A 21,942-nucleotide genomic window follows, 5' to 3' on the forward strand; every position below is an offset into this window, starting at 1 on the left:
GAAGCAACAGGATCAATCGTTTGGGAAGAGGATGTTTTCATGATGCAAAAATAAGAATTTTAACGCAATCCCCCAAGGTTTCAGACTGAGCCCACTGTTTCCGTTATGATCCGAAAAACATTGGATCCGAAAAATAAGAAAGAGATAAATCTTCTGATTTACCTCTTTTTTCGCTCTTCCTCTTGGACTTGAACCAAGGACCCTCTGATTAACAGTCAGATGCTCTAACCGACTGAGCTAAGGAAGAATGTTTGCAATCAAGATTTTCAACTTTGCTCTTCCTCTTGGACTTGAACCAAGGACCCTCTGATTAACAGTCAGATGCTCTAACCGACTGAGCTAAGGAAGAATGTTTGCAATCAAGATTTTCAACTTTGCTCTTCCTCTTGGACTTGAACCAAGGACCCTCTGATTAACAGTCAGATGCTCTAACCGACTGAGCTAAGGAAGAATGTTTTTCTCAATTGCGATGCAAAAGTACTAGGTTTTTTTGAAATATGCAATATCTTTGCAAAAAAAATATTAGGAATGGACAAAATAATAGGATTGGGCAACGCCCTGGTAGACGTACTCGCAACCCTGAAGGATGATACTCTTTTGGATGAAATGGGTTTACCCAAAGGAAGCATGCAGCTCATCGATGACGCTAAGTTACAGCAGATTAACATAAAATTTTCACAGATGAAAACCCACTTGGCAACAGGCGGATCGGCAGGAAATGCCATCCTTGGACTGGCTTGTTTGGGTGCCGGAACAGGGTTTATCGGAAAAGTGGGAAATGATAATTATGGAGAATTTTTTCGTGAAAATCTGCAGAAAAATAAGATTGAAGACAAATTATTGAACTCGGACCGACTACCTTCCGGTGTGGCATCCACTTTTATTTCACCGGATGGAGAGCGCACTTTCGGAACCTATCTGGGAGCAGCCGCTTCTTTGAGAGCGGAAGAACTGACGCTGGATATGTTTAAAGGTTACGCGTACCTATTTATAGAAGGCTACCTCGTTCAGGATCATGAAATGATTCTTCATGCCATTGAACTGGCTAAGGAAGCAGGTTTGCAGATTTGTCTGGATATGGCTAGTTATAATATTGTGGCCAATGATCTGGAGTTCTTCTCTTTATTAATAAACAAATATGTCGACATCGTCTTTGCAAACGAAGAAGAAGCGAAAGCCTTTACCGGCAAGGAGCCGGAGGAAGCTTTGGGAGTGATTGCCAAGAAATGCAGTATTGCTATTGTAAAAGTCGGAGCAAGCGGTTCTTATATCCGCAAAGGAACAGAGGAAATAAAGGTTTCGGCCATTCCGGTTCAGAAAGTGGTGGATACTACCGGTGCTGGTGACTATTTCGCTTCCGGATTCTTATATGGATTGACCTGTGGATACTCGTTGGATAAATGTGCAAAAATAGGTTCTATTCTCTCGGGAAATGTTATTCAGGTAATCGGAACAACGATGCCACAGGAACGCTGGGATGAAATTAAGTTAAATATTAACAGGATTCTGGCAGAATAACAAAGGATTAAGCTACTTTTACGACTCATTTAGATTAAAAAGAGGTATGAAAAAATTGCTGAACAGGCGAATAGCTATTGTTGCAGTAGCGGTGATAGCCACAGTTGCTTTCTTTAGTTTCAAGAGCGGAGACGACCGTAATTTCCAGATTGCAAAGAATCTGGATATATTTAACGCGATTGTGAAAGAACTGGATATGTTCTATGTAGATACCATCGATCCGAATAAAACGATTCGGGAAGGGATCGATAATATGCTTTACACCTTGGACCCTTATACGGAATATTATCCGGAAGAAGATCAGAGTGAGTTGGAACAGATGATTAAAGGATCATTCGGTGGTATAGGTTCTTACATTGCTTATAATACGAAACTAAAGCGTTCGATGATTTCTGAACCTTTTGAGGGAACACCTGCTGCAAAAGCCGGACTGAAAGCGGGAGATATCCTGATGGAGATTGACGGAAAAGACCTTGCCGGTAAGAATAATGCGGAAGTCAGCCAGATGTTGCGTGGGCAGGCAGGGACCAGTTTTAAGTTGAAGATTGAGCGTCCGAATGTGAAAGGCGGACGTACGCCGATGGAGTTCACAATTGTGCGTGAGTCTATTCAGAATCCGGCAATACCTTATACTGCCGTATTGGATAACAATATAGGTTACATCGGCCTTAGTACTTTTTCCGGCAATCCTTCCAAAGAATTTAAGAAAGCGTTTCTGGATTTGAAGAAACAGGGAGCTACTTCATTGGTGATAGACCTTCGTAGTAATGGCGGCGGACTGTTGGATGAAGCAGTAGAAATTGCGAATTATTTCTTGCCGCGTGGAAAAGTGATTGTGACGACCAAAGGAAAAATCAAACAGGCCAGTAACACTTATAAAACGTTGCGCGAACCGTTGGATTTGGATATTCCGATTGCCGTACTGGTAAATAGCGGAACGGCTTCTGCTTCTGAAATCTTATCAGGTTCTTTGCAGGATCTCGACCGTGCTGTGATCGTTGGTAACCGTACTTTTGGAAAAGGGCTGGTACAGGTTCCCCGTTCTTTGCCTTATGGCGGAACGATGAAAGTGACTACCTCCAAATATTATATTCCGAGCGGCCGTTGCGTGCAGGCTATTGATTACAAACATCGCAATGAAGACGGAAGTGTCGGCACTATTCCCGACAGTTTAACTAAGGTATTCTATACGGCTGCCGGACGTGAAGTCCGTGATGGAGGTGGTGTAATGCCGGATATTACGATCAAACAAGAGAAATTACCGAATATCCTTTTCTATTTGGTACGTGATAATCTAATCTTCGATTATGCAACGCAGTATTGTTTGAAACATCCCACTATCGTTGCTCCGGAGAAGTTTGAGGTGACAGATGCTGATTATAATGATTTTAAAGCATTGGTGAAGAAAGCCGACTTCAAGTATGACCAACAGAGTGAGAAGATTCTGAAAACGTTGAAAGAAGCTGCCGAGTTTGAAGGATATATGGATGACGCTTCAGAGGAATTCAAAGTGCTAGAGAAGAAGTTGAACCATAATCTCGACCGTGACTTGGATTATTTCTCTACCGACATAAAGAAAATGATTGCTACTGAAATTATCAAACGTTACTATTATCAACGGGGTAATATCATCCAGCAGTTGAAGGATGATGACGGTTTGAAGGAAGCGATGAAAATACTGAATGATCCGGTGAAATACAAAGAAATGCTTAGTGCCCCGGTTGCTAAGAAATAAAGAAATATTTTTCAAATATAGATAATACAGAAAACGCGGCTTTGTCATCGACAGGCCGCGTTTTCTGTATCTAATTGTAAATAGTCATATAAGTGTCATCCTCGGATACAGGTATTTGTAACCTCGACTGACACATTTATTGGCGAATCAAAGGGAGAGTGAAATAGAACCTGCTTCCCTGCCCCTCCTGGGAGCGCAGCCAGATACGTCCTCCCATTTTTTCTACTAACATTCTGCAAAGAGTCAGCCCCAATCCGGTTCCCTGAACAAAATCGTTGACCTTTCCAAAGCGGCGGAAAATAGTGGCAACTCTTTCTGCCGGAATACCGATGCCGCTATCTTTCACGTAGAACTCTACAAAATCCTCTTTTTCCCGATACCCGAAATGGATTTCTCCTTTGGGGGTAAACTTTGTGGCGTTACTAAGTAAGTTACTTATAATTTGTATAATACGATTCCAGTCACCGGAGGCATACATGTCCGCATCTACATCATCTAAAATAAGTTTGACTCCGTTTTGCGTCTTATGGCAAAACTGTTGCTTCAGTTGCAGACAGATATCTGTTAACTTGATCGGACGGATGTTGAATTTTAAAGAGTCGGCCTCCAGTGAGGACAGATCCAGAATATCGTTGAATAGATTCAGTAACATTTCCGAATTTCGTTCGATGATTTCCGCATATTGATTCTTCTCTTCCGTAGATGTTGCGAAAGTGATTAGTTTGGAGAATCCGACAATCGCATTGAGCGGAGTGCGTATTTCATGGCTCATGTTTGCAAGAAAAGCAGATTTCAGCCGATCCGACTCTTCTGCCTTGACTCTGGCGGCCTTCAACTCTTTCTGTTGTTGCGCGTTCGTCTGTTCTGCTTCCCATTGTTGGGATATATCACGGCACATACACAACAGATATTTATTATCCAACGGAAAGATGCGGTTTTCGTAGTGATGTAAAACACCGTCCAACATCAGGTCATGTCTGGCTGTGGAACTTTCTCCCGTGAGGATCACTTTATCCATATTCTTGCGGACACTCTCATAAGCTTCTTCCGGCAGAATATCTTTTACGTTAGTGGTGGTGATATTACTGGCATTGATACCTTCTACGTGGTTGGTTGCCGGCGAAGAAGCAAGCTCTATAATATTGGCATCATGGTCGAAGACGGTGAGCATATCGGGGAGGGCATCCAATATCCGGGTGCTGTATTTATCGCGAAAACGCTCTTGGGAAGGAGGCGAAAGATGGGAGGAAAGAAAATCTATCTTCTCTTCTAATTGTTCGATTATTTTTAAAAGTTCCTCCTTCGTTTTGCCCTCGTAATGTCTCATAGAAGATTTATTGTTATTCATTAGAATATTGTAGAATTTGTTTTATCTGTTGCAAATATAAGACAATATTCCGAGACGCGGATTGTCTCCCAAGTTATTATAATATAAAAAAAACGGATAGCTTTTGCCCTACTAATCAGAATGTTCTATCTTTGCATTCATTATATATAAATGATTTACAATATGTCTACAGAATTATTCTCTACTCTGCCCTATAAGGTGGCAGATATTACGCTTGCTGATTTCGGACGCAAGGAAATCGATTTGGCAGAAAAAGAAATGCCCGGCCTGATGGCTCTTCGCGAAAAGTATGGAGAATCCAAACCGTTAAAAGGTGCCCGCATTATGGGATCGTTGCACATGACCATTCAGACGGCTGTGCTGATTGAAACGTTAGTGGCTTTAGGAGCTGAAGTACGTTGGTGCTCTTGTAATATATATTCAACGCAGGATCATGCGGCGGCTGCAATTGCTGCTACGGGTGTGCCTGTGTTTGCATGGAAGGGGGAGACTCTTGCTGATTATTGGTGGTGTACATTGCAAGCATTGAGCTTTGCAGGTGGTAAAGGACCGAATGTGATTGTAGATGATGGCGGTGACGCTACGATGATGATTCACGTAGGTTATGATGCAGAGAATAATGCTGCCGTATTGGATAAAGAAGTACATGCAGAGGACGAAATAGAACTGAATGCAATCTTGAAGAAAGTATTGGCTGAAGACAGTACTCGCTGGCATCGTGTAGCGGAAGAAATGCGTGGCGTGTCTGAAGAAACTACGACAGGCGTACACCGTTTGTATCAGATGCAGGAAGAAGGCAAACTGTTGTTCCCGGCATTCAATGTGAATGATTCGGTCACAAAATCTAAGTTTGACAACCTGTATGGCTGCCGCGAATCGCTGGCTGACGGTATCAAGCGTGCAACGGATGTGATGATTGCCGGAAAAGTGGTGGTAGTATGTGGTTATGGTGATGTGGGTAAAGGCTGTTCTCATTCTATGCGTTCTTACGGAGCGCGGGTACTCGTGACGGAAGTAGATCCGATCTGTGCATTGCAGGCTGCCATGGAAGGCTTTGAAGTGGTGACTATGGAAGAAGCTTGCATGGAAGGCAATATTTTTGTGACTACTACAGGTAATATCGATATTATCCGTATCGACCACATGGAGAAAATGAAAGATCAGTCTATCGTTTGCAACATCGGTCATTTCGATAATGAAATTCAGGTAGATGCCTTGAAACATTATCCGGGTATCAAATGTGTGAACATCAAACCACAAGTAGACCGTTATTATTTCCCGGATGGTCACAGCATCATTCTGCTTGCTGACGGTCGTTTGGTAAATCTGGGATGTGCAACCGGTCATCCGTCATTTGTGATGAGTAATTCATTTACTAATCAGACATTGGCGCAGATAGAACTGTTCAACAAGAAATATGATATCAATGTATATCGCTTGCCGAAGCATCTGGACGAAGAAGTTGCCCGCCTGCATCTTGAAAAGATCGGCGTGAAATTGACTAAGTTGACTCCTGAACAGGCTGCCTATATTGGTGTGTCAGTGGACGGACCTTATAAAGCAGATCATTATAGATACTAATTAGATTTACGATTTGACGATTTACTATTTACGATTGATAAATGTGGGAGAACGGTATTCTACCGTTATCAATTGTAAATATTGGATTGTCAGATCGTAATTTATTTTATATTCAAACTTCAATCGTAAATAGTAAATCGTGTCATTGTAAATGAAAAAGTTTCTTCCCGACTTAATAGCCATTCTGGCTTTTATCATTCTTTCTTTCGCCTATTTTTTTCCGGCTGATATTGAAGGTCGTATCTTGTTTCAGCATGACACGGCTGCCGGAGTCGGCGCGGGACAAGAATCGAAAGAGTATCTCGAACGTACCGGAGAACGTACGCGCTGGACGAATTCGATTTTTGGAGGTATGCCTACCTATCAGATGTCTCCGAGTTACGACTCGACAACGTCCCTGAAAGGGGTGGAGAAGGTTTATCGCCTCTTTCTCCCGGATTATGTAGTGCTGACTTTTATTATGATGCTCGGATTCTATATTCTTTTGCGGGCTTTCGGAATATCGGCTTGGCTGGCAGGATTGGGCGGAGTGATATGGGCTTTTTCTTCCTATTTCTTCATTCTGATACCGGCAGGGCACATTTGGAAGTTTGTGACGTTGGCTTATATCCCACCTACGATTGCGGGTGTCGTTCTGGCTTACCGGAAGAAATACTTGTTGGGTGGAATTATTACAGCGCTGTTCATCGCCCTTCAGATTCAGTCGAATCACATTCAGATGAGCTATTATTTCATGTTTGTGATCCTGTTTTTTGTGGGAGCGTACTTTGAAGATGCTTATAAAAAGAAAGAACTGCCCCATTTCTTCAAGGCCAGCGCAATTTTGGCATTGGCTGCCGTGGTAGGAGTTTGTATCAATATCTCCAATCTGTATCATACTTATGAATATAGTAAGGAGACGATGCGCGGCAAGAGCGAATTGAAGCAGGAGGGCGCTGTGGCCAGCCAGACAAGTAGCGGGTTGGACCGTGACTACATAACCAACTGGAGTTATGGTATTGGCGAGACATTGACGTTGCTGGTTCCGAACGTAAAAGGAGGAGGATCAGGGTCTACGATGTCGCAAAGCGAAGTTGCTATGGCAAAGGCCAATCCAATGTATAGCGGCATTTATTCGCAGTTGCCGCAATATTTCGGTGAGCAACCGTGGACAGCCGGTCCTGTATATGTTGGGGCATTTGTGATGTTCCTGTTCGTATTGGGTTGTTTCATAGTGAAAGGTCCTCTGAAATGGGCATTGCTAGGAGCTACTATCTTCTCGATTCTGCTTTCATGGGGAAAGAATTTCATGGGACTGACGGACTTCTTTATCGATTACGTCCCGATGTACAATAAGTTCCGTGCTGTATCTTCCATTCTGGTGATTGCTGAATTTACCATTCCTTTGTTGGCGATTTTTGCTTTGAAAGAGATTTTGAGCAAACCGGATACGCTGAAGTTGAAAGAGAACCGTGGAGGGGTGATTGCCACTTTGGTACTGACTGCTGGTGTTGCGTTGATTTTAGCTGTTGCTCCGGGTGCTTTCTTCTCCGGTTTTATTACGACACAAGAGATGGCTGCTTTGAAACAAGCACTTCCAGCCGAACATTTGGCTCCGTTTGTGGCAAACCTGACTGAAATGCGTGAAGCTATTATTGCTTCGGACGCATGGCGTAGTTTCTTTATTATAATGATTGGTTGCCTGTTTTTATTCTTATATCAACAGCGGAAGTTGAAAGCTTCTTTCACATTGGCTGGTATTGCGCTTTTATGTTTGATAGATATGTGGAGCGTCAATAAACGCTATTTGAATGACGAACAGTTTGTGCCGAAATCCAAACAGACGGAAGCGTTTGTTAAAACACAGGCGGATGAGATGATTCTTCAGGATACTACTTTAAATTATCGTGTGTTGAACTTTATAGGCTTTCCCGGTAATACGTTTAATGAAAACAATACAGCATACTGGCATAAAAGTGTCGGTGGCTATCATGCAGCGAAGCTCCGTCGCTATCAGGAAATGATCGATCATCATATCGTGCCCGAAATGCAGGAAACCTATCAGGCGGTGGCTACTGCCGGCGGACAGATGGACAGTGTAGACGCTTCCAAATTCCGTGTACTGAATATGCTGAATACAAAGTACTTCATTTTCCCTGCCGGAGAGCAAGGGCAGGCTGTTCCTGTGGTAAATCCTTATGCATACGGCAATGCATGGTTCGTAGACAAGGTGCAGTATGTAAATAATGCAAATGAAGAAATCGATGCTTTGAATGATATTCTTCCAACAGAAACAGCCGTAGTGGATGTGAAGTTTAAAGAACAATTGAAAGGTGTGACAGAAGGATATAAAGATTCTCTATCTACCATCCAGTTGACTAGCTACGAACCGAATCGTCTGGTTTACAAGGCTTCCACTCCTAAAGACGGAGTTGTTGTCTTCTCCGAAATATATTATCCGGGATGGCAGGCGACTATTGACGGTCAGCCCGTCGATATTGCCCGTGCAGATTATATCTTGCGTGCGATAAATGTACCGGCAGGAGAACATACCATCGAAATGTGGTTTGATCCACAAAGCATACAGGTTACAGAAAGTATTGCTTATGCAGCATTGGCTTTGTTGCTGATCGGAGTTATGGTCCTTGCGTGGACGCAGCGGAACAAGATTGCGAAGAAGTCTTAAGCGAAATGTAATAGTCATTAACCTTCATAATGTATGGTAAGGTTATAAAATAAGGGCGGCACTCCTCCTCACAAAGAGCGCCGCCCTTATTTTACATTCACTAAAAAAATATGAAAAAACAAACGCTGTCCATAGAAACATATTAAGTGTAATGTCTTTGAGAGTAGTTGTTTATTGTTTGTTCATTGAAAAAGGAAAATATGAATATAAACAAATAGTTTGTGGATAGTCTTATTATGCTGTAAGCTACTAAATTTGTAGCCAATAATAGAGCATTATGTTATGAAAAGACTACTATTCATTTTTTCCTTTTTTTTCTTGTTCGTGTTACGTGGGAACACACAGGAGGTAGAGATTCTGACATTAGAGGATTGTCTCCGCATTGGTATTGACAAAAACTTGTCGTTAGAAGGGAAACGTAAAGAAATACAAAAAAGTAAATATGGCGTATCTGAAAACCGTTCGAAGCTGCTGCCGCAAATTAATGCGATAGCCGGTTATAATAATAATTTTGATCCTCCGGTGTCAGTCACAGACGGTTCATCTTACGGAGTTCCCTATAATATAACGAAAACATTGCAACATTCTGCTAATGCAGGACTGGAAATGCAGATGCCGCTTTTCAATCAGACTCTTTATACTTCTATGTCCATAGCTAAAGTGATGGAAGAAATCAGTCGTCTGTCTTATGGAAAAGCTAGGGAAGATGTTATTCTTCAAATCAGTAAGATGTATTATCTCGGACAGGTCACGGCCGAACAAATCATGCTGATAAAAGCAAATATCATCCGTCTGGAAGAATTGAGAGATATTACACAGGCTTTCTTCGATAATGGAATGTCTATGGAAGTCGATCTGAAAAGAGTCAATATCAATTTGGAAAATCTGAAGGTGCAATATGACAATGCACAAGCAATGATGAAACAGCAATTGAATATGCTGAAATACATTATGGATTATCCGGCTGAAAAGGAAATCGCGCTGACACCGGTAAATACCGATAGCATTACTACGGTAGCCCTGACCGGCTTGTCGGAAAATATCTATGAACTTCAACTCTCACAATCGCAAGTGCAACTGGCGGAACGACAAAAGAAGATCATTACTAATGGATATATCCCTTCTCTTAGTCTGACAGGCAGCTGGCGATATGCTGCATATACGGATAAAGGTTATCATTGGTTCCACTCCGGTCCGTCCAATCAATGGTTTCGTTCCTATGGAGTGGGGCTAACCTTGCGTATTCCGATTTTCGACGGACTGGATAAAACCTATAAAATAAAGAAGGCGATGATCGATATAGAGAACAAAAGACTGGCATGGGAAGATGCCCGGAAGAATTTGCAAACTCAATATCTGAATGCTGTGAACGACCTGATGAACAATCAGCGTAACTTTAAGAAACAGAAGGATAACTACTTGCTTGCCGAAGATGTGTACGCAGTCACTTCCGACCGTTACCGGGAAGGCATTGCTTCTATGACGGAAGTGCTGCAAGATGAAATGCAGATGAGCGAAGCTCAAAACAACTATATCAGCGCACATTATAACTATCGGGTGACTAACCTGATGCTGCTTAAACTAACCGGACAAATAGAATCATTAGTCAAATAATACGCAAATAACAATCATAAATATGGAAACAATGGAAAATAACCTTCCTTCCGCTACTCATCAGGAGAAAGCAAAAAAAATGAAGAAACTTCGTCGCTGGCAGATTGCTATCAGCCTTCTCGGAGTGGCTATTATTGTTTGGGGAGTGATTGAAGTGATCTGCCTTTTTTTGAATTATAGCCAGACGGAGACTAGTAACGATGCACAAATAGAACAATATGTGTCTCCTATCAATCTACGTGCTTCAGGTTACATTGACAAAATCTACTTTACAGAACATCAGGAGGTACATAAAGGAGATACTTTGCTGGTACTGGATGATCGTGAATATAAAATTCGCGTAATGGAGGCTGAAGCTGCCTTGAAAGATGCGCAAGCCGGTGCGACCGTCATCAATGCTACACTCAATACCACGCAGACAACAGCATCTGTTTACGATGCGTCTATTGCCGAGATTGAAGTACGGTTGGCGAAACTGGAAAAAGACCGGAAACGATATGAGAACCTCGTGAAACGAAATGCGGCTACTCCTATCCAACTTGAACAGATTGTCACTGATTATGAAGCTACGCGTAAGAAGCTGGAAGCTACGAAAAGGCAGAAAAAAGCAGCTCTTTCCGGTGTAGATGAAGTGTCCTACCGTCGCATGAATACCGAAGCGGCTATTCAAAGAGCAACAGCTGCGCTCGAAATGGCCCGGTTGAATCTTTCCTATACGGTTGTAATAGCTCCTTGTGACGGAAAACTCGGCCGTCGCTCATTAGAGGAAGGACAGTTTATTTCGGCAGGGCAGACCATCACCTATATTCTTCCTGATACCCAGAAATGGATCGTTGCCAATTATAAGGAGACACAAATCGAGAACCTGCATATCGGACAGGAAGTATTTGTCACAGTAGATGCCATTAGCGATAAAGAGTTTAAAGGCAAAGTCACCTCTATATCAGGAGCTACCGGCTCCAAATATTCATTAGTGCCGACCGATAACTCCGCAGGCAACTTTGTGAAGATCCAACAGCGCATCCCCGTACGCATCGACTTTACCGATTTATCAAAAGAAGACAACGAACGATTAGCAGCAGGCATGATGGTAGTAGTGAAAGCCAAACTCTAACCACCGTGCACCTATAATTCATAAATCATAATTCATAAATCAAAAATTAATGCCCTCTTATCCTAAAAATTATCCTTTTTATAGCTGGATGCCCAAACCGTTGGGTATTATCATTCTGTTATTTTTCTTTCTGCCGATTCTTACGGTAGGCGGGGTTTATTCGGTGAATAGCACCGAAATGATGAGCGGGCTTGGCATTATATCCGAGCATATTCAGTTTGCTAACTTTGTTACTTCTATTGGTATGGCAGCCTTTGCTCCTTTCCTATATCAGTTGGTGTGTGTGCGGCGGGAGAAGATGATGTGTATTGTCGGGTTTGCGTTCATGTATATATTCAGTTATATCTGTGCAAAGACAGACAGCGTTTTTCTGTTGGCGCTTTGTAGTCTTCTGACGGGGTTCTTGCGTATGGTACTGATGATGGTCAATCTGTTCACACTCATTTGGTATGCGGGTGGAATGGAAGCTACCCGCAATATTACTCCGGGGTTGGAGCCGAAAGATACTGTCGGTTGGAATAAATTGGACATTGAAAGATGTGTGAGTCAGCCGGCTGTTTATCTGTTTTTTATGATTCTAGGACAGTCGGGCACAGCATTGACGGCTTGGCTGTCCTTTGAATATGAGTGGAAATATGTGTATTACTTTATGATGGGGATTCTCCTGATCTCTATTTTGCTCTTGTTTATTACCATGCCGAATTATAAGTTTCTCGGAAGGTTTCCTATTAATTTCCGTAAGTTCGGCAATGTCACTGCATTTTGCATCTCGCTGACTTGTCTCACGTATGTGCTGGTTTATGGAAAAGTACTCGACTGGTATGATGACGAATCTATTCGTTGGGCGACAGCTGTAAGTATTCTGTTTGCGGGAATTTTTCTATATATGGATGTAACGCGCCGGTCGCCTTATGTTTTGCTGGATGCGTTCAAACTGCGTACTATACGTATGGGAGCATTACTTTACTTATTATTGATGGTGATAAACTCCAGTGCTATGTTTGTCAATGTGTTTGCAGGAGTGGGGATGCATCTCGATAATCTGCAAAATGCTTCATTAGGTAATTGGTGTATGGTAGGTTATGCTATTGGTGCCGTGATTGCTATGGTGTTGGGAGGTAAAGGGTTACATTTTAAGTATCTGTTTGCGATGGGATTCTTCTTCCTGTCTTTATCAGCTGTTTTCATGTATTTCGAGGTACAAACGGCAGGAGTTTACGAGCGTCTGAAATATGCAGTTATCATCCGTGCCACAGGCATGATGATTCTGTATGCGCTGACGGCTGCTTATGCCAATCAACGTATGCCTTTTAAATATCTTTCCACCTGGATCTGTATTATGCTTACTGTGCGTATGGTTGTGGGACCGAGTATCGGCGGAGCAATTTATACAAATGTTTTGCAGGAGCGGCAACAACACTATATAACCCGTTATGCGCAAAATGTGGACCTGCTTAATCCGGATGCTTCCACTTCCTTCCTTGGTACGGTACAAGGTATGAAATATCAGGGAAAGAGTGAGACGGAAGCCCGTAACATGGCTGCTATATCTACCAAAGGGCGTATTCAGGTGCAGGCCACGCTCTCTGCACTCAAAGAGATGGCGGGATGGACAATTTATGGTGGGTTAATTTGTATGATATTTGTGCTCGTTGTTCCTTATCCTAAACGAAAATTGCTAACTTAGCGTCGTTTTTGATAATGATCTGTTAATATATTAGTATGATGGATAGCGGACAAGATCGTTTATTGCAGTTTGAACGCGATTTGTTAAGTGGGAAAAATATATGTAGCTCCGAAGGGATATTTGTAAATTTTCCACCCTCACTGAAGAAACCTTTCCAAATGAAAGGACTGGGGCTGATTATTTGTCGCCAGGGTAATTTCCAGTTTTCGCTTAATCAGAAAAAGCATTTCGCAGGAGCAGGCGAAAGTTTGTTTATTCCCGAAGACGGCGAGTTTCAGGTTTTGCAAGAGTCGGAAGACATGGAGGTACGGATTTTGATTTATCAGATAGAACCGATCCGGGATATTATGGGGAATCTGGTTGTTTCCATGTATATGTATTCCCGTCTTACTCCCGAAGAACCTTCTTGTGTCTGGTCTACTGGTGAGGAAGAAGAGATAGTAAAGTATATGTCCTTATTGGACAATGTGTTACAGTCGGAAGAAAATTCATTTAAACTTTATGAGCAGAAATTACTTCTACTTGCATTGACGTACAGGATTTGTTCTATTTATAATCGCAAACTCGTCAATGACGGGCGGGAAGTGGGAGGACGCAAAAATGAAGTCTTTATTCACTTGATCCAGTTAATCGAAAAATATTATATGCAGGAACGGGGTGTTGAGTTTTATGCGGATAAATTGTGTTTGTCTCCTAAATATCTTTCTGCCGTTTCTAAGAGTATTTGCGGATATACCGTGCAGGAACTTGTATTCAAAGCTATCATTCGTAAGAGCATCTCATTGCTTAAAAATACGCAGAAAGATATTCAGGAGATTTCAAATGCCTTCGGCTTCCCCAATGCTTCTTATTTCGGTACGTTCTTTAAGAAGCAGGTTGGGGTTTCACCGCAGCAATATCGGAAGAATCTTTAAACGTTTATTCTTTTTCACCGTAGGCAAGATCGCCCGCATCGCCCAGTCCCGGAACAATGTAAGAATGTTCGTTGAGTTCGGGATCGATGGCAGCGCACCAGATTGTCGTCTTGTCTTCCGGAAATACATTCTTTATATGATCGATAGCCTTTTGGCTGGCGATAATCGAAGCAACATGAATTTCGGCAGGGTGTCCTTTCGTCAGCATTGCCTGGTAACTAAGTTCCATACTCCCTCCTGTTGCCAGCATAGGGTCGGTGATAATCAGCGTTTTGTCATCAATGCGGGGAGAAGCGATATATTCTATGTGTATATCGAATTTTAGCGTATCTTTATATTTGCGGTAAGCGGAAACAAACGCATTCTCCGCCCCGTCGAAATAACTAAGGAAACCTTGATGGAAAGGCAGACCAGCACGTAGGATCGTACTGATTACTAAATTGTTGTCCGGCGTACTGACCGGAGCGATTCCCAGTGGTGTCTGGATGTTCTTTACCGAGTATTTAAACTCTTTACTCATTTCATAAGCCATGATTTCTCCGATCCGTTCGATGTTACGGCGGAAACGCAGGCGGTCGTTCTGAACTTCTACATTTCTAATTTCGGATATGTACTGGTTTAGAATCGAATTAGTTTGGCCAAAATCAATTACTTTCATATTATATTTTAATCAAATTTTAATCTCATTTTCATAGTATTGATAACATACTGGCTTGCAAAGTAAACGATAATCTTTCAAATTGCAATATTCAGTTTGCAGATATTGTTAGGAATTTATAAAAGAGTTTCAATTAGGGAAAAATTTCTCTAATACCTTCTTCCTTTCCAAAGAAAGTATTACTTTTGTAGCCGGATTTACAAGGGGGTATCCAAAGCTCCCCATGTTAAGGTGAAAAGAGATAGAAAACAAAATACCAATTTTAATTAATTCAAAGAAAATGGCAAATTTAGATTTAAGCAAGTACGGCATCACAGGTGTGACTGAGATTTTGCACAATCCGTCTTATGATGTTTTGTTCGCTGAGGAAACAAAACCGAGTCTGGAAGGCTTTGAAAAAGGTCAAGTTACTGAATTAGGCGCTGTGAATGTAATGACAGGTATCTACACCGGTCGTTCTCCTAAAGATAAATTCTTCGTTAAGAATGAAGCTTCTGCTGATTCTGTATGGTGGACTTCCGAAGAATATAAAAACGATAACAAACCATGTACTGAAGAAGCTTGGGCTGACTTGAAAGCTAAAGCTGTAAAACAACTTTCCGGCAAACGTTTGTTCGTTGTTGATACTTTCTGTGGTGCTAACGAAGCTACTCGTATGAAAGTACGTTTCATCATGGAAGTAGCTTGGCAGGCTCATTTCGTAACTAACATGTTCATTCGCCCGACTGCTGAAGAACTTGCTAACTACGGAGAACCTGATTTCGTATGTTTCAACGCTTCTAAAGCAAAAGTTGACAACTACAAAGAACTGGGCTTGAACTCTGAAACTGCTACAGTATTCAACCTGAAGACTAAAGAACAAGTAATCCTGAATACTTGGTACGGTGGTGAAATGAAGAAAGGTATGTTCTCTATCATGAACTACATGAACCCGCTTCGTGGTATCGCTTCTATGCACTGCTCTGCTAACACTGATATGGAAGGAACTAGCTCTGCTATCTTCTTCGGATTGTCTGGTACAGGTAAGACTACTTTGTCTACTGACCCGAAACGTAAATTGATCGGTGACGACGAACACGGATGGGATAACGAAGGTGTATTCAACTACGAAGGTGGTTGCTACGCTAAGGTTATCAACTTGGATAAAGAAAGCGAACCAGATATCTACAATGCTATCAAACGTGACGCTTTACTTGAAAACGTAACTGTTGACGCTAACGGTAAGATTGATTTCACTGACAAGAGCGTGACTGAAAACACTCGTGTTTCTTATCCTATCTATCACATCGAAAACATCGTTAAACCGGTTTCTAAAGGTCCTCACGCAAAACAAGTTATCTTCTTGTCGGCTGATGCGTTCGGTGTATTGCCTCCAGTATCTATCCTGAACCCGGAACAGGCTCAATACTACTTCTTATCTGGATTTACAGCTAAATTAGCTGGTACAGAACGTGGTATCACTGAACCGACTCCGACATTCTCTGCTTGCTTCGGTGCTGCTTTCTTGTCATTGCACCCGACTAAATATGCAGAAGAACTGGTTAAGAAGATGGAGATGACTGGTGCTAAAGCATACTTGGTTAACACTGGATGGAATGGTTCTGGTAAACGTATCTCTATCAAAGATACTCGTGGTATTATCGACGCTATCCTTGACGGTTCTATCGACAAAGCTCCTACTAAGGTTATTCCTTTCTTCGATTTTGTTGTTCCTACAGAACTTCCGGGTGTTGATCCGAAGATCCTTGACCCACGCGACACTTACGAATGTGCTTGCCAATGGGAAGAAAAAGCTAAAGATTTGGCTGGACGTTTCATCAAGAACTTCGCTAAATTTACTGGTAACGAAGCTGGTAAGGCTTTGGTTGCTGCTGGTCCGAAACTCTAATTGGAGAATCAGATATAATATGGAAGGCGGTTCGATTTCGAACCGCCTTTTTTATTGCTATACTGTGTCTTTCTATGAAAAGGAATACTGTCTGTTTAGTTTTTTTTCCTATATTTGTCAAAACGAGACTATTTACTTTTAAAGACAGCTATGACGTATCTGGATACAGACAAACAGACCTATGCGGATTTAAGCATAACGGAGACTGCAAACAATGAGCAGTTTCTTTTCTCTTTGTTTTCTAAAACAGAGACGAAAGAAGGAAAATCATTGATGATGAACTGGGTTATGTATCCGCTAAGTGATTTGGATATGATCCGCAAAAGGCAGGAGGCTGTTGCGTGGGATGCTTTACCTGAACTTCTTTTGAATGAAGAAGAACTGGATTTTATTGAATATTATCTGGCTTATCGCGACCAGATCAGGGAAGCACACGTCTTACTGTCATGTGCTACTGTCATAGATCGCCTGTTGAGATATGATTCAACCCGTTATGTTATTTGTCGGGGAGTGAAATTGGTAATACATTTGCTGCATTGTTTGGAGAGGTGGGCGAAAGAATTGGATGAGGATGCCCCACAATTGATGAAGGAGTCAGCCCGTATGGTGAATGATATTTTGTCCGGAAGTGAATTAGGTGAAGTCTTGGAACAGACTTCTGGCGAAGAAAGGCGGCTATCTAATTATACGATAGATAAATACGATTATCTATTTCGATGTACCCGTTTGTTGTCTTTGAAAGAATTATTATCAGTTTTGTATTTATTGGATGTCTGTCGGACAGCTCACCGGGTAGCGAGAGAGAAAAATTTCTGTTGTACACCGAAAGTGGTGGAAACAATGGATTTTTCGGTTGAGGGTGTAGTTCATCCTTTTGTGAAAAATGTACGGGAGAATAGCTGGGTGATGTCTCGGGGAAATATCAGTATTTTTACGGGTTCTAACATGGCGGGAAAGTCAACCACTTTAAAAGCACTGACTTTGGCTGTCTGGCTGGCGCATTGTGGACTGCCTGTCCCGGTGAAGTCAATGGTTTGTCCTCTTTACGAAGGTATTTATACTTCTATTAATTTGCCGGACTCTTTGCGTGACGGGCGAAGCCATTTCATGGCAGAGGTTCTTCGTATAAAAGAAGTGATGCAAAAAGCGCTTACAGGAAAACGTTGTTTGGTCGTTTTGGATGAAATGTTTCGCGGAACTAACGCTAAGGATGCTTTTGAGGCTTCTCTTGCAGTCAATGAATTATTGAAAAGATTCTCTTGTTGCCATTTCCTTATATCAACTCATATTCTGGAGTATGCGAAAGCATTTGAAAAAGATCCTGCCTGTTGTTTTTATTATATGGAAGCGGAAATTATTGACGATGCATTTGTTTGTCATCATCGGCTATTGCAGGGGATTTCGGAGGCTAGGGTAGGATATTGGGTCGTGAAAAAACTACTGGCCGGTTTGATATAGTTTCACCTTATTATTGTGTCCATTAAGACAGTATTTTATTTTTATTAAAGGCATATTTTGATTACTTTTGTACAAACCATATACGAGAGAATAATCTTGAATAATAATGCGACAACCATGAAGAAACTCTATTTCTTTCTTATCTGCTCTTTGTTTCTTGTCTCCGGACTTTACGCGGGTGAAACTGATTATACCAAAGGACTTTCCATCTGGTTTGATACTCCCAATACTTTGCAGGGGTATGCCGTGTGGTATGGGGGAAGACCGGATCTGTGGAAAGGTGGTGATAAACCGGAAACAGCAGGAAATGCAGGTCATAATCCGGATCCCGCTTGGGAATCGCAATCATTACCGATAGGGAATGGTAGTTTAGGTGCGAATATCATGGGGTCGGTGGAAGCTGAACGTATTACCTTTAACGAAAAAACGCTTTGGCGTGGCGGTCCGAATACAGCGAAAGGGGCGGACTATTATTGGAATGTCAATAAACAGTCGGCTCATCTTTTGGATGAAATACGTAAGGCATTTACGGAAGGAAATCAGGAAAAGGCTGAAATGCTGACACGTCAAAACTTCAACAGTGAGGTGTCTTATGATGCTGACGGAGAAACACCTTTCCGTTTCGGCAGTTTTACTACCATGGGAGAGTTTTATGTAGAAACGGGATTGAATATTATAGGGATGAGTGACTATAAACGTATCCTTTCTTTGGACTCTGCAATGGCAGTTGTTCAGTTTAAAAAGGATCATGTGGTTTATCAGCGCAATTATTTCATTTCTTATCCTGCCAATGTGATGGTGATGCGTTTCAGTGCGGATCAACCGGGTAAACAAAACTTGGTTTTCAGTTATGCGCCTAATCCGGTGTCTACCGGGAATATGGCTTCTGACGGTAATAAAGGACTGGTGTATTCCGCATCTCTGGACAATAACGGAATGAAATACGTCGTTCGTATTCAGGCGGAGACAAAAGGCGGAACCTTGTTTAATGCAGATGGAAAACTGACGGTGAAAGGTGCGGATGAAGTAGTGTTTTATATTACGGCTGATACTGATTATAAACCTAACTTTGATCCGGATTTTAAAGATCCGAAGACGTATGTGGGTGTCAATCCGGAAGAAACAACCAAACAATGGATGAATAATGCAGTGTTACAGGGGTATACTGCTTTGTTTAGTCAGCATTACAATGATTATGCTACTCTGTTCGACCGGGTTAAATTGAATCTGAATCTGGCAATCAAGGGAAAGAATATGCCGACTCCCCAACGCTTGAAGAACTACCGGGCAGGACAACCGGATTATGATCTGGAAGAATTATATTTTCAATTCGGCCGCTATCTGTTGATTTCAAGTTCCCGTCCGGGCAATATGCCGGCGAATTTGCAGGGTATCTGGCATAATAATGTCGATGGACCGTGGCGTGTGGACTATCATAATAATATCAATATTCAGATGAATTATTGGCCGGCTTGCTCCACCAACCTGAATGAATGTATGCTTCCATTGGTCGATTTCATTCGTACGCTGGTAAAACCGGGTGAAAAGACCGCGAAATCTTATTTTGGTGCCAGAGGATGGACGGCATCCATTTCCGGAAATATATTCGGATTTACCACTCCGTTGGAAAGTCAGGATATGTCGTGGAACTTCAATCCTATGGCAGGTCCCTGGTTGGCTACTCATATCTGGGAGTATTATGATTATACAAGAGATCTTACATTCCTGAAAGAAACGGGTTATGAGTTGATAAAAAGTAGTGCGGACTTTGCTGTCGATTATTTGTGGCATAAACCGGATGGAACATATACGGCTGCTCCATCTACTTCGCCGGAGCATGGCCCTATCGATCAGGGTGCTACCTTTGTGCATGCCGTTGTACGTGAGATTTTGCTGGATGCAACCGAGGCGAGTAAAGTGTTGGGCGTAGATAAGAAAGAACGTAAGCAGTGGGAGCATGTGCTTGCCAATCTCGTTCCTTATAAAATAGGGCGGTATGGTCAGTTGATGGAATGGTCGGTAGATATTGATGATCCGAAAGACGAGCATCGGCATGTGAATCATTTGTTCGGACTGCATCCGGGGCATACGGTTTCTCCGGTCACCACTCCCGAACTGGCGAAAGCCGCTAAAGTAGTACTGGTGCATCGTGGTGATGGGGCTACTGGTTGGAGCATGGGCTGGAAGTTGAATCAATGGGCGCGTTTGCAAGATGGTAATCATGCTTATACCTTGTTTGGCAATTTGTTGAAGAACGGCACGCTGGATAATTTATGGGATACACATTCGCCTTTCCAGATTGACGGAAACTTTGGCGGAACAGCCGGTATTACCGAGATGTTGCTTCAAAGTCATATAGGCTTTATTCAGTTGCTGCCTGCTTTGCCGGATGCATGGAAGGGTGGGGCTGTCAGTGGTATCTGTGCAAAGGGGAATTTTGAAGTGGATATGGTTTGGGAGAATAATCAGCTGAAAGAAGCTGTGGTTCATTCTAATGCGGGAGGAAACTGTGTGATAAAGTATGCTGATAAGACTCTTTCTTTTAAAACGGTGAAAGGGCGTAGTTACCGGATTGAATATGATGTGACTAAAGGACTTATTAGACAGTAAATAGAAAATATCGGAAAATTAGAAAGTAGGAATGGTATTAGAGTATTTGAAATTGTTCGTGACGTTTGCGAAGATTGGAATGTTTACTATTGGTGGCGGTTATGCCATGATTCCGTTAATTGAACGGGAGATAGTTGCCAAACAGTGGATGAGTAAGGAAGAATTCATGGAGATGTTTGCCTTGACGCAGTCACTACCGGGTGTGTTTGCTGTGAATATTTCTATTTTTGTAGGATATAAGTTGTATAAAGTGGGTGGGAGCTTGGTATGTGCTTTGGCTACGATTCTTCCCTCCTTTGTTATTATGATGCTGATAGCCATGTTTTTTGCACGGTTTCAAGATAATGAAGTGATGATTCGCATCTTTAATGGAATACGTCCTGCCGTGGTAGCGTTGATTTTGTTTCCTTGTATTTCTGCTGTAAGAGCTCTGAAACTGAAATACCTTCAGTTGGTTGCTCCTGCCATAGCTACTCTTTTGATTTGGCAGTTTGGACTGTCTCCTATTTATATTGTATTGGCAGGAATTCTGGGAGGATTGGTATATACATTGTGGTTGAAAGAAAAAATAATGAATAAAGAGGTATGATATATTTGCAATTACTTTGGGTGTATCTTAAAATAGGTATGTTCGGTTTTGGAGGTGGATATGCGATGCTTTCCCTTATTCAACATGAGATAGTGGATATTCATCATTGGCTGACTCCCCAGCAGTTTACGGATGTGGTGGCGATTTCGCAAATGACTCCGGGGCCGATTGGTATCAATAGTGCTACTTATGTAGGGTATGCGGTAACGCAAAGCGTGTGGGGAGCGGTGCTAGCTACGGTAGCGGTTTGTTTACCTTCTTTTATTCTGGTGTTGCTCATTTCTTATTTCTTTGCGAAGTGTAAGGATAACAAGTATATTAAGGCGGCTATGTCCGGACTGCTACCTATGTCGGTTGCTTTGATTGCTTCGGCTGCATTGCTTATGATGAATAGAGAAAATTTTATGGACTATAAAAGTATCGGTATTTTTGCGGCAGCCTTTTTGGTTACATGGAAATGGAATCTTCACCCTATCCTGTTGATTTGTCTGGCGGGTGTGGTAGGATTGTTGTTGTATTAGTAATGCTTGTGATACTTGCAGAAAAAAATAAAATCCCGGTAA

Annotated in this window: 15 protein-coding genes and 3 tRNA genes; 13 read left to right on the forward strand and 5 right to left on the reverse strand. The window is 42.0% G+C overall.

The annotated features are described in order from the left end of the window. Positions 1-173 precede the first annotated feature (173 nt). The 3 genes from KFO40_RS21350 to KFO40_RS21360 all read right to left on the reverse strand — a co-directional run bounded on the left by KFO40_RS21350 (position 174) and on the right by KFO40_RS21360 (position 451). Positions 174-247 (reverse strand) — tRNA-Asn (locus tag KFO40_RS21350). A 28-nt stretch (positions 248-275) separates the two neighbouring features. Continuing rightward, positions 276-349: transfer RNA gene (locus KFO40_RS21355), tRNA-Asn, on the reverse strand. 28 nt (positions 350-377) lie between these two features. Continuing rightward, a tRNA-Asn gene (locus tag KFO40_RS21360) sits at positions 378-451 on the reverse strand. 77 nt (positions 452-528) lie between these two features. Between KFO40_RS21360 and KFO40_RS21365 the strand changes: the two genes are divergently transcribed. Continuing rightward, positions 529-1,518, forward strand: a complete 990-nt coding sequence (locus KFO40_RS21365; RefSeq protein ID WP_008642658.1) for an adenosine kinase — start codon at positions 529-531, stop codon at positions 1,516-1,518. Between the two features lie 46 nt (positions 1,519-1,564). Then, complete coding sequence (locus KFO40_RS21370) at positions 1,565-3,253, forward strand: S41 family peptidase (RefSeq protein WP_004317524.1); 1,689 nt, start codon at positions 1,565-1,567, stop codon at positions 3,251-3,253. A gap of 136 nt (positions 3,254-3,389) precedes the next feature. Here KFO40_RS21370 and KFO40_RS21375 read toward each other — a convergent pair whose 3' ends face one another. After that, positions 3,390-4,580, reverse strand: a complete 1,191-nt coding sequence (locus KFO40_RS21375) for a PAS domain-containing protein (RefSeq protein ID WP_004317526.1) — start codon at positions 4,578-4,580, stop codon at positions 3,390-3,392. A gap of 183 nt (positions 4,581-4,763) precedes the next feature. Between KFO40_RS21375 and ahcY the strand changes: the two genes are divergently transcribed. From ahcY to KFO40_RS21405, 6 genes are all read left to right on the forward strand, one after another. After that, positions 4,764-6,182: an adenosylhomocysteinase gene (gene ahcY, locus KFO40_RS21380; protein ID WP_008642653.1), complete on the forward strand. Its 1,419-nt coding sequence runs from the start codon at positions 4,764-4,766 to the stop codon at positions 6,180-6,182. Between the two features lie 151 nt (positions 6,183-6,333). Then, positions 6,334-8,847, forward strand: coding sequence for a YfhO family protein (locus tag KFO40_RS21385; RefSeq protein ID WP_128859645.1), 2,514 nt, complete (start codon positions 6,334-6,336; stop codon positions 8,845-8,847). Positions 8,848-9,129: 282 nt separating this feature from the next. Then, positions 9,130-10,461 (forward strand): TolC family protein, encoded by a 1,332-nt coding sequence (locus KFO40_RS21390; RefSeq protein WP_211146784.1) that lies wholly within the window; start codon positions 9,130-9,132, stop codon positions 10,459-10,461. Between the two features lie 22 nt (positions 10,462-10,483). Beyond that, complete coding sequence (locus KFO40_RS21395; protein WP_008642648.1) at positions 10,484-11,575, forward strand: HlyD family secretion protein; 1,092 nt, start codon at positions 10,484-10,486, stop codon at positions 11,573-11,575. Between the two features lie 49 nt (positions 11,576-11,624). Beyond that, a complete protein-coding gene (locus tag KFO40_RS21400) occupies positions 11,625-13,262 on the forward strand; it encodes an MFS transporter (RefSeq protein WP_211146785.1) in 1,638 nt (545 codons plus the stop codon). Positions 13,263-13,300: 38 nt separating this feature from the next. Then, complete coding sequence (locus KFO40_RS21405) at positions 13,301-14,176, forward strand: helix-turn-helix domain-containing protein (RefSeq protein WP_134985630.1); 876 nt, start codon at positions 13,301-13,303, stop codon at positions 14,174-14,176. 4 nt (positions 14,177-14,180) lie between these two features. Here KFO40_RS21405 and upp read toward each other — a convergent pair whose 3' ends face one another. Beyond that, the gene (gene upp, locus KFO40_RS21410) at positions 14,181-14,834 is read right to left on the reverse strand and encodes a uracil phosphoribosyltransferase (RefSeq protein ID WP_004296418.1); all 654 of its coding nucleotides are present in this window, start codon (positions 14,832-14,834) and stop codon (positions 14,181-14,183) included. A gap of 280 nt (positions 14,835-15,114) precedes the next feature. Here upp and pckA point away from each other — a divergent pair, with 280 nt between their 5' ends. From pckA to KFO40_RS21435, 5 genes are all read left to right on the forward strand, one after another. Further along, entirely contained in the window at positions 15,115-16,722 is a 1,608-nt protein-coding gene (pckA, locus tag KFO40_RS21415) for a phosphoenolpyruvate carboxykinase (ATP) (RefSeq protein ID WP_004317539.1), read from the forward strand. A 150-nt stretch (positions 16,723-16,872) separates the two neighbouring features. Continuing rightward, the gene (locus tag KFO40_RS21420) at positions 16,873-18,180 is read left to right on the forward strand and encodes a MutS-related protein (protein WP_009038949.1); all 1,308 of its coding nucleotides are present in this window, start codon (positions 16,873-16,875) and stop codon (positions 18,178-18,180) included. A 117-nt stretch (positions 18,181-18,297) separates the two neighbouring features. Beyond that, positions 18,298-20,790, forward strand: coding sequence for a glycosyl hydrolase family 95 catalytic domain-containing protein (locus KFO40_RS21425; protein ID WP_211146786.1), 2,493 nt, complete (start codon positions 18,298-18,300; stop codon positions 20,788-20,790). Positions 20,791-20,821: 31 nt separating this feature from the next. Beyond that, complete coding sequence (locus KFO40_RS21430; protein WP_004317546.1) at positions 20,822-21,379, forward strand: chromate transporter; 558 nt, start codon at positions 20,822-20,824, stop codon at positions 21,377-21,379. Then, positions 21,376-21,900: a chromate transporter gene (locus tag KFO40_RS21435; RefSeq protein WP_004317547.1), complete on the forward strand. Its 525-nt coding sequence runs from the start codon at positions 21,376-21,378 to the stop codon at positions 21,898-21,900. Before KFO40_RS21430 ends, KFO40_RS21435 begins: the two co-directional genes overlap by 4 nt. The last annotated feature ends 42 nt before the right edge of the window (positions 21,901-21,942 follow it).

This window comes from Bacteroides sp. 1001302B_160321_D4, from assembly GCF_015667765.1.
GTDB lineage: Bacteria > Bacteroidota > Bacteroidia > Bacteroidales > Bacteroidaceae > Bacteroides > Bacteroides xylanisolvens.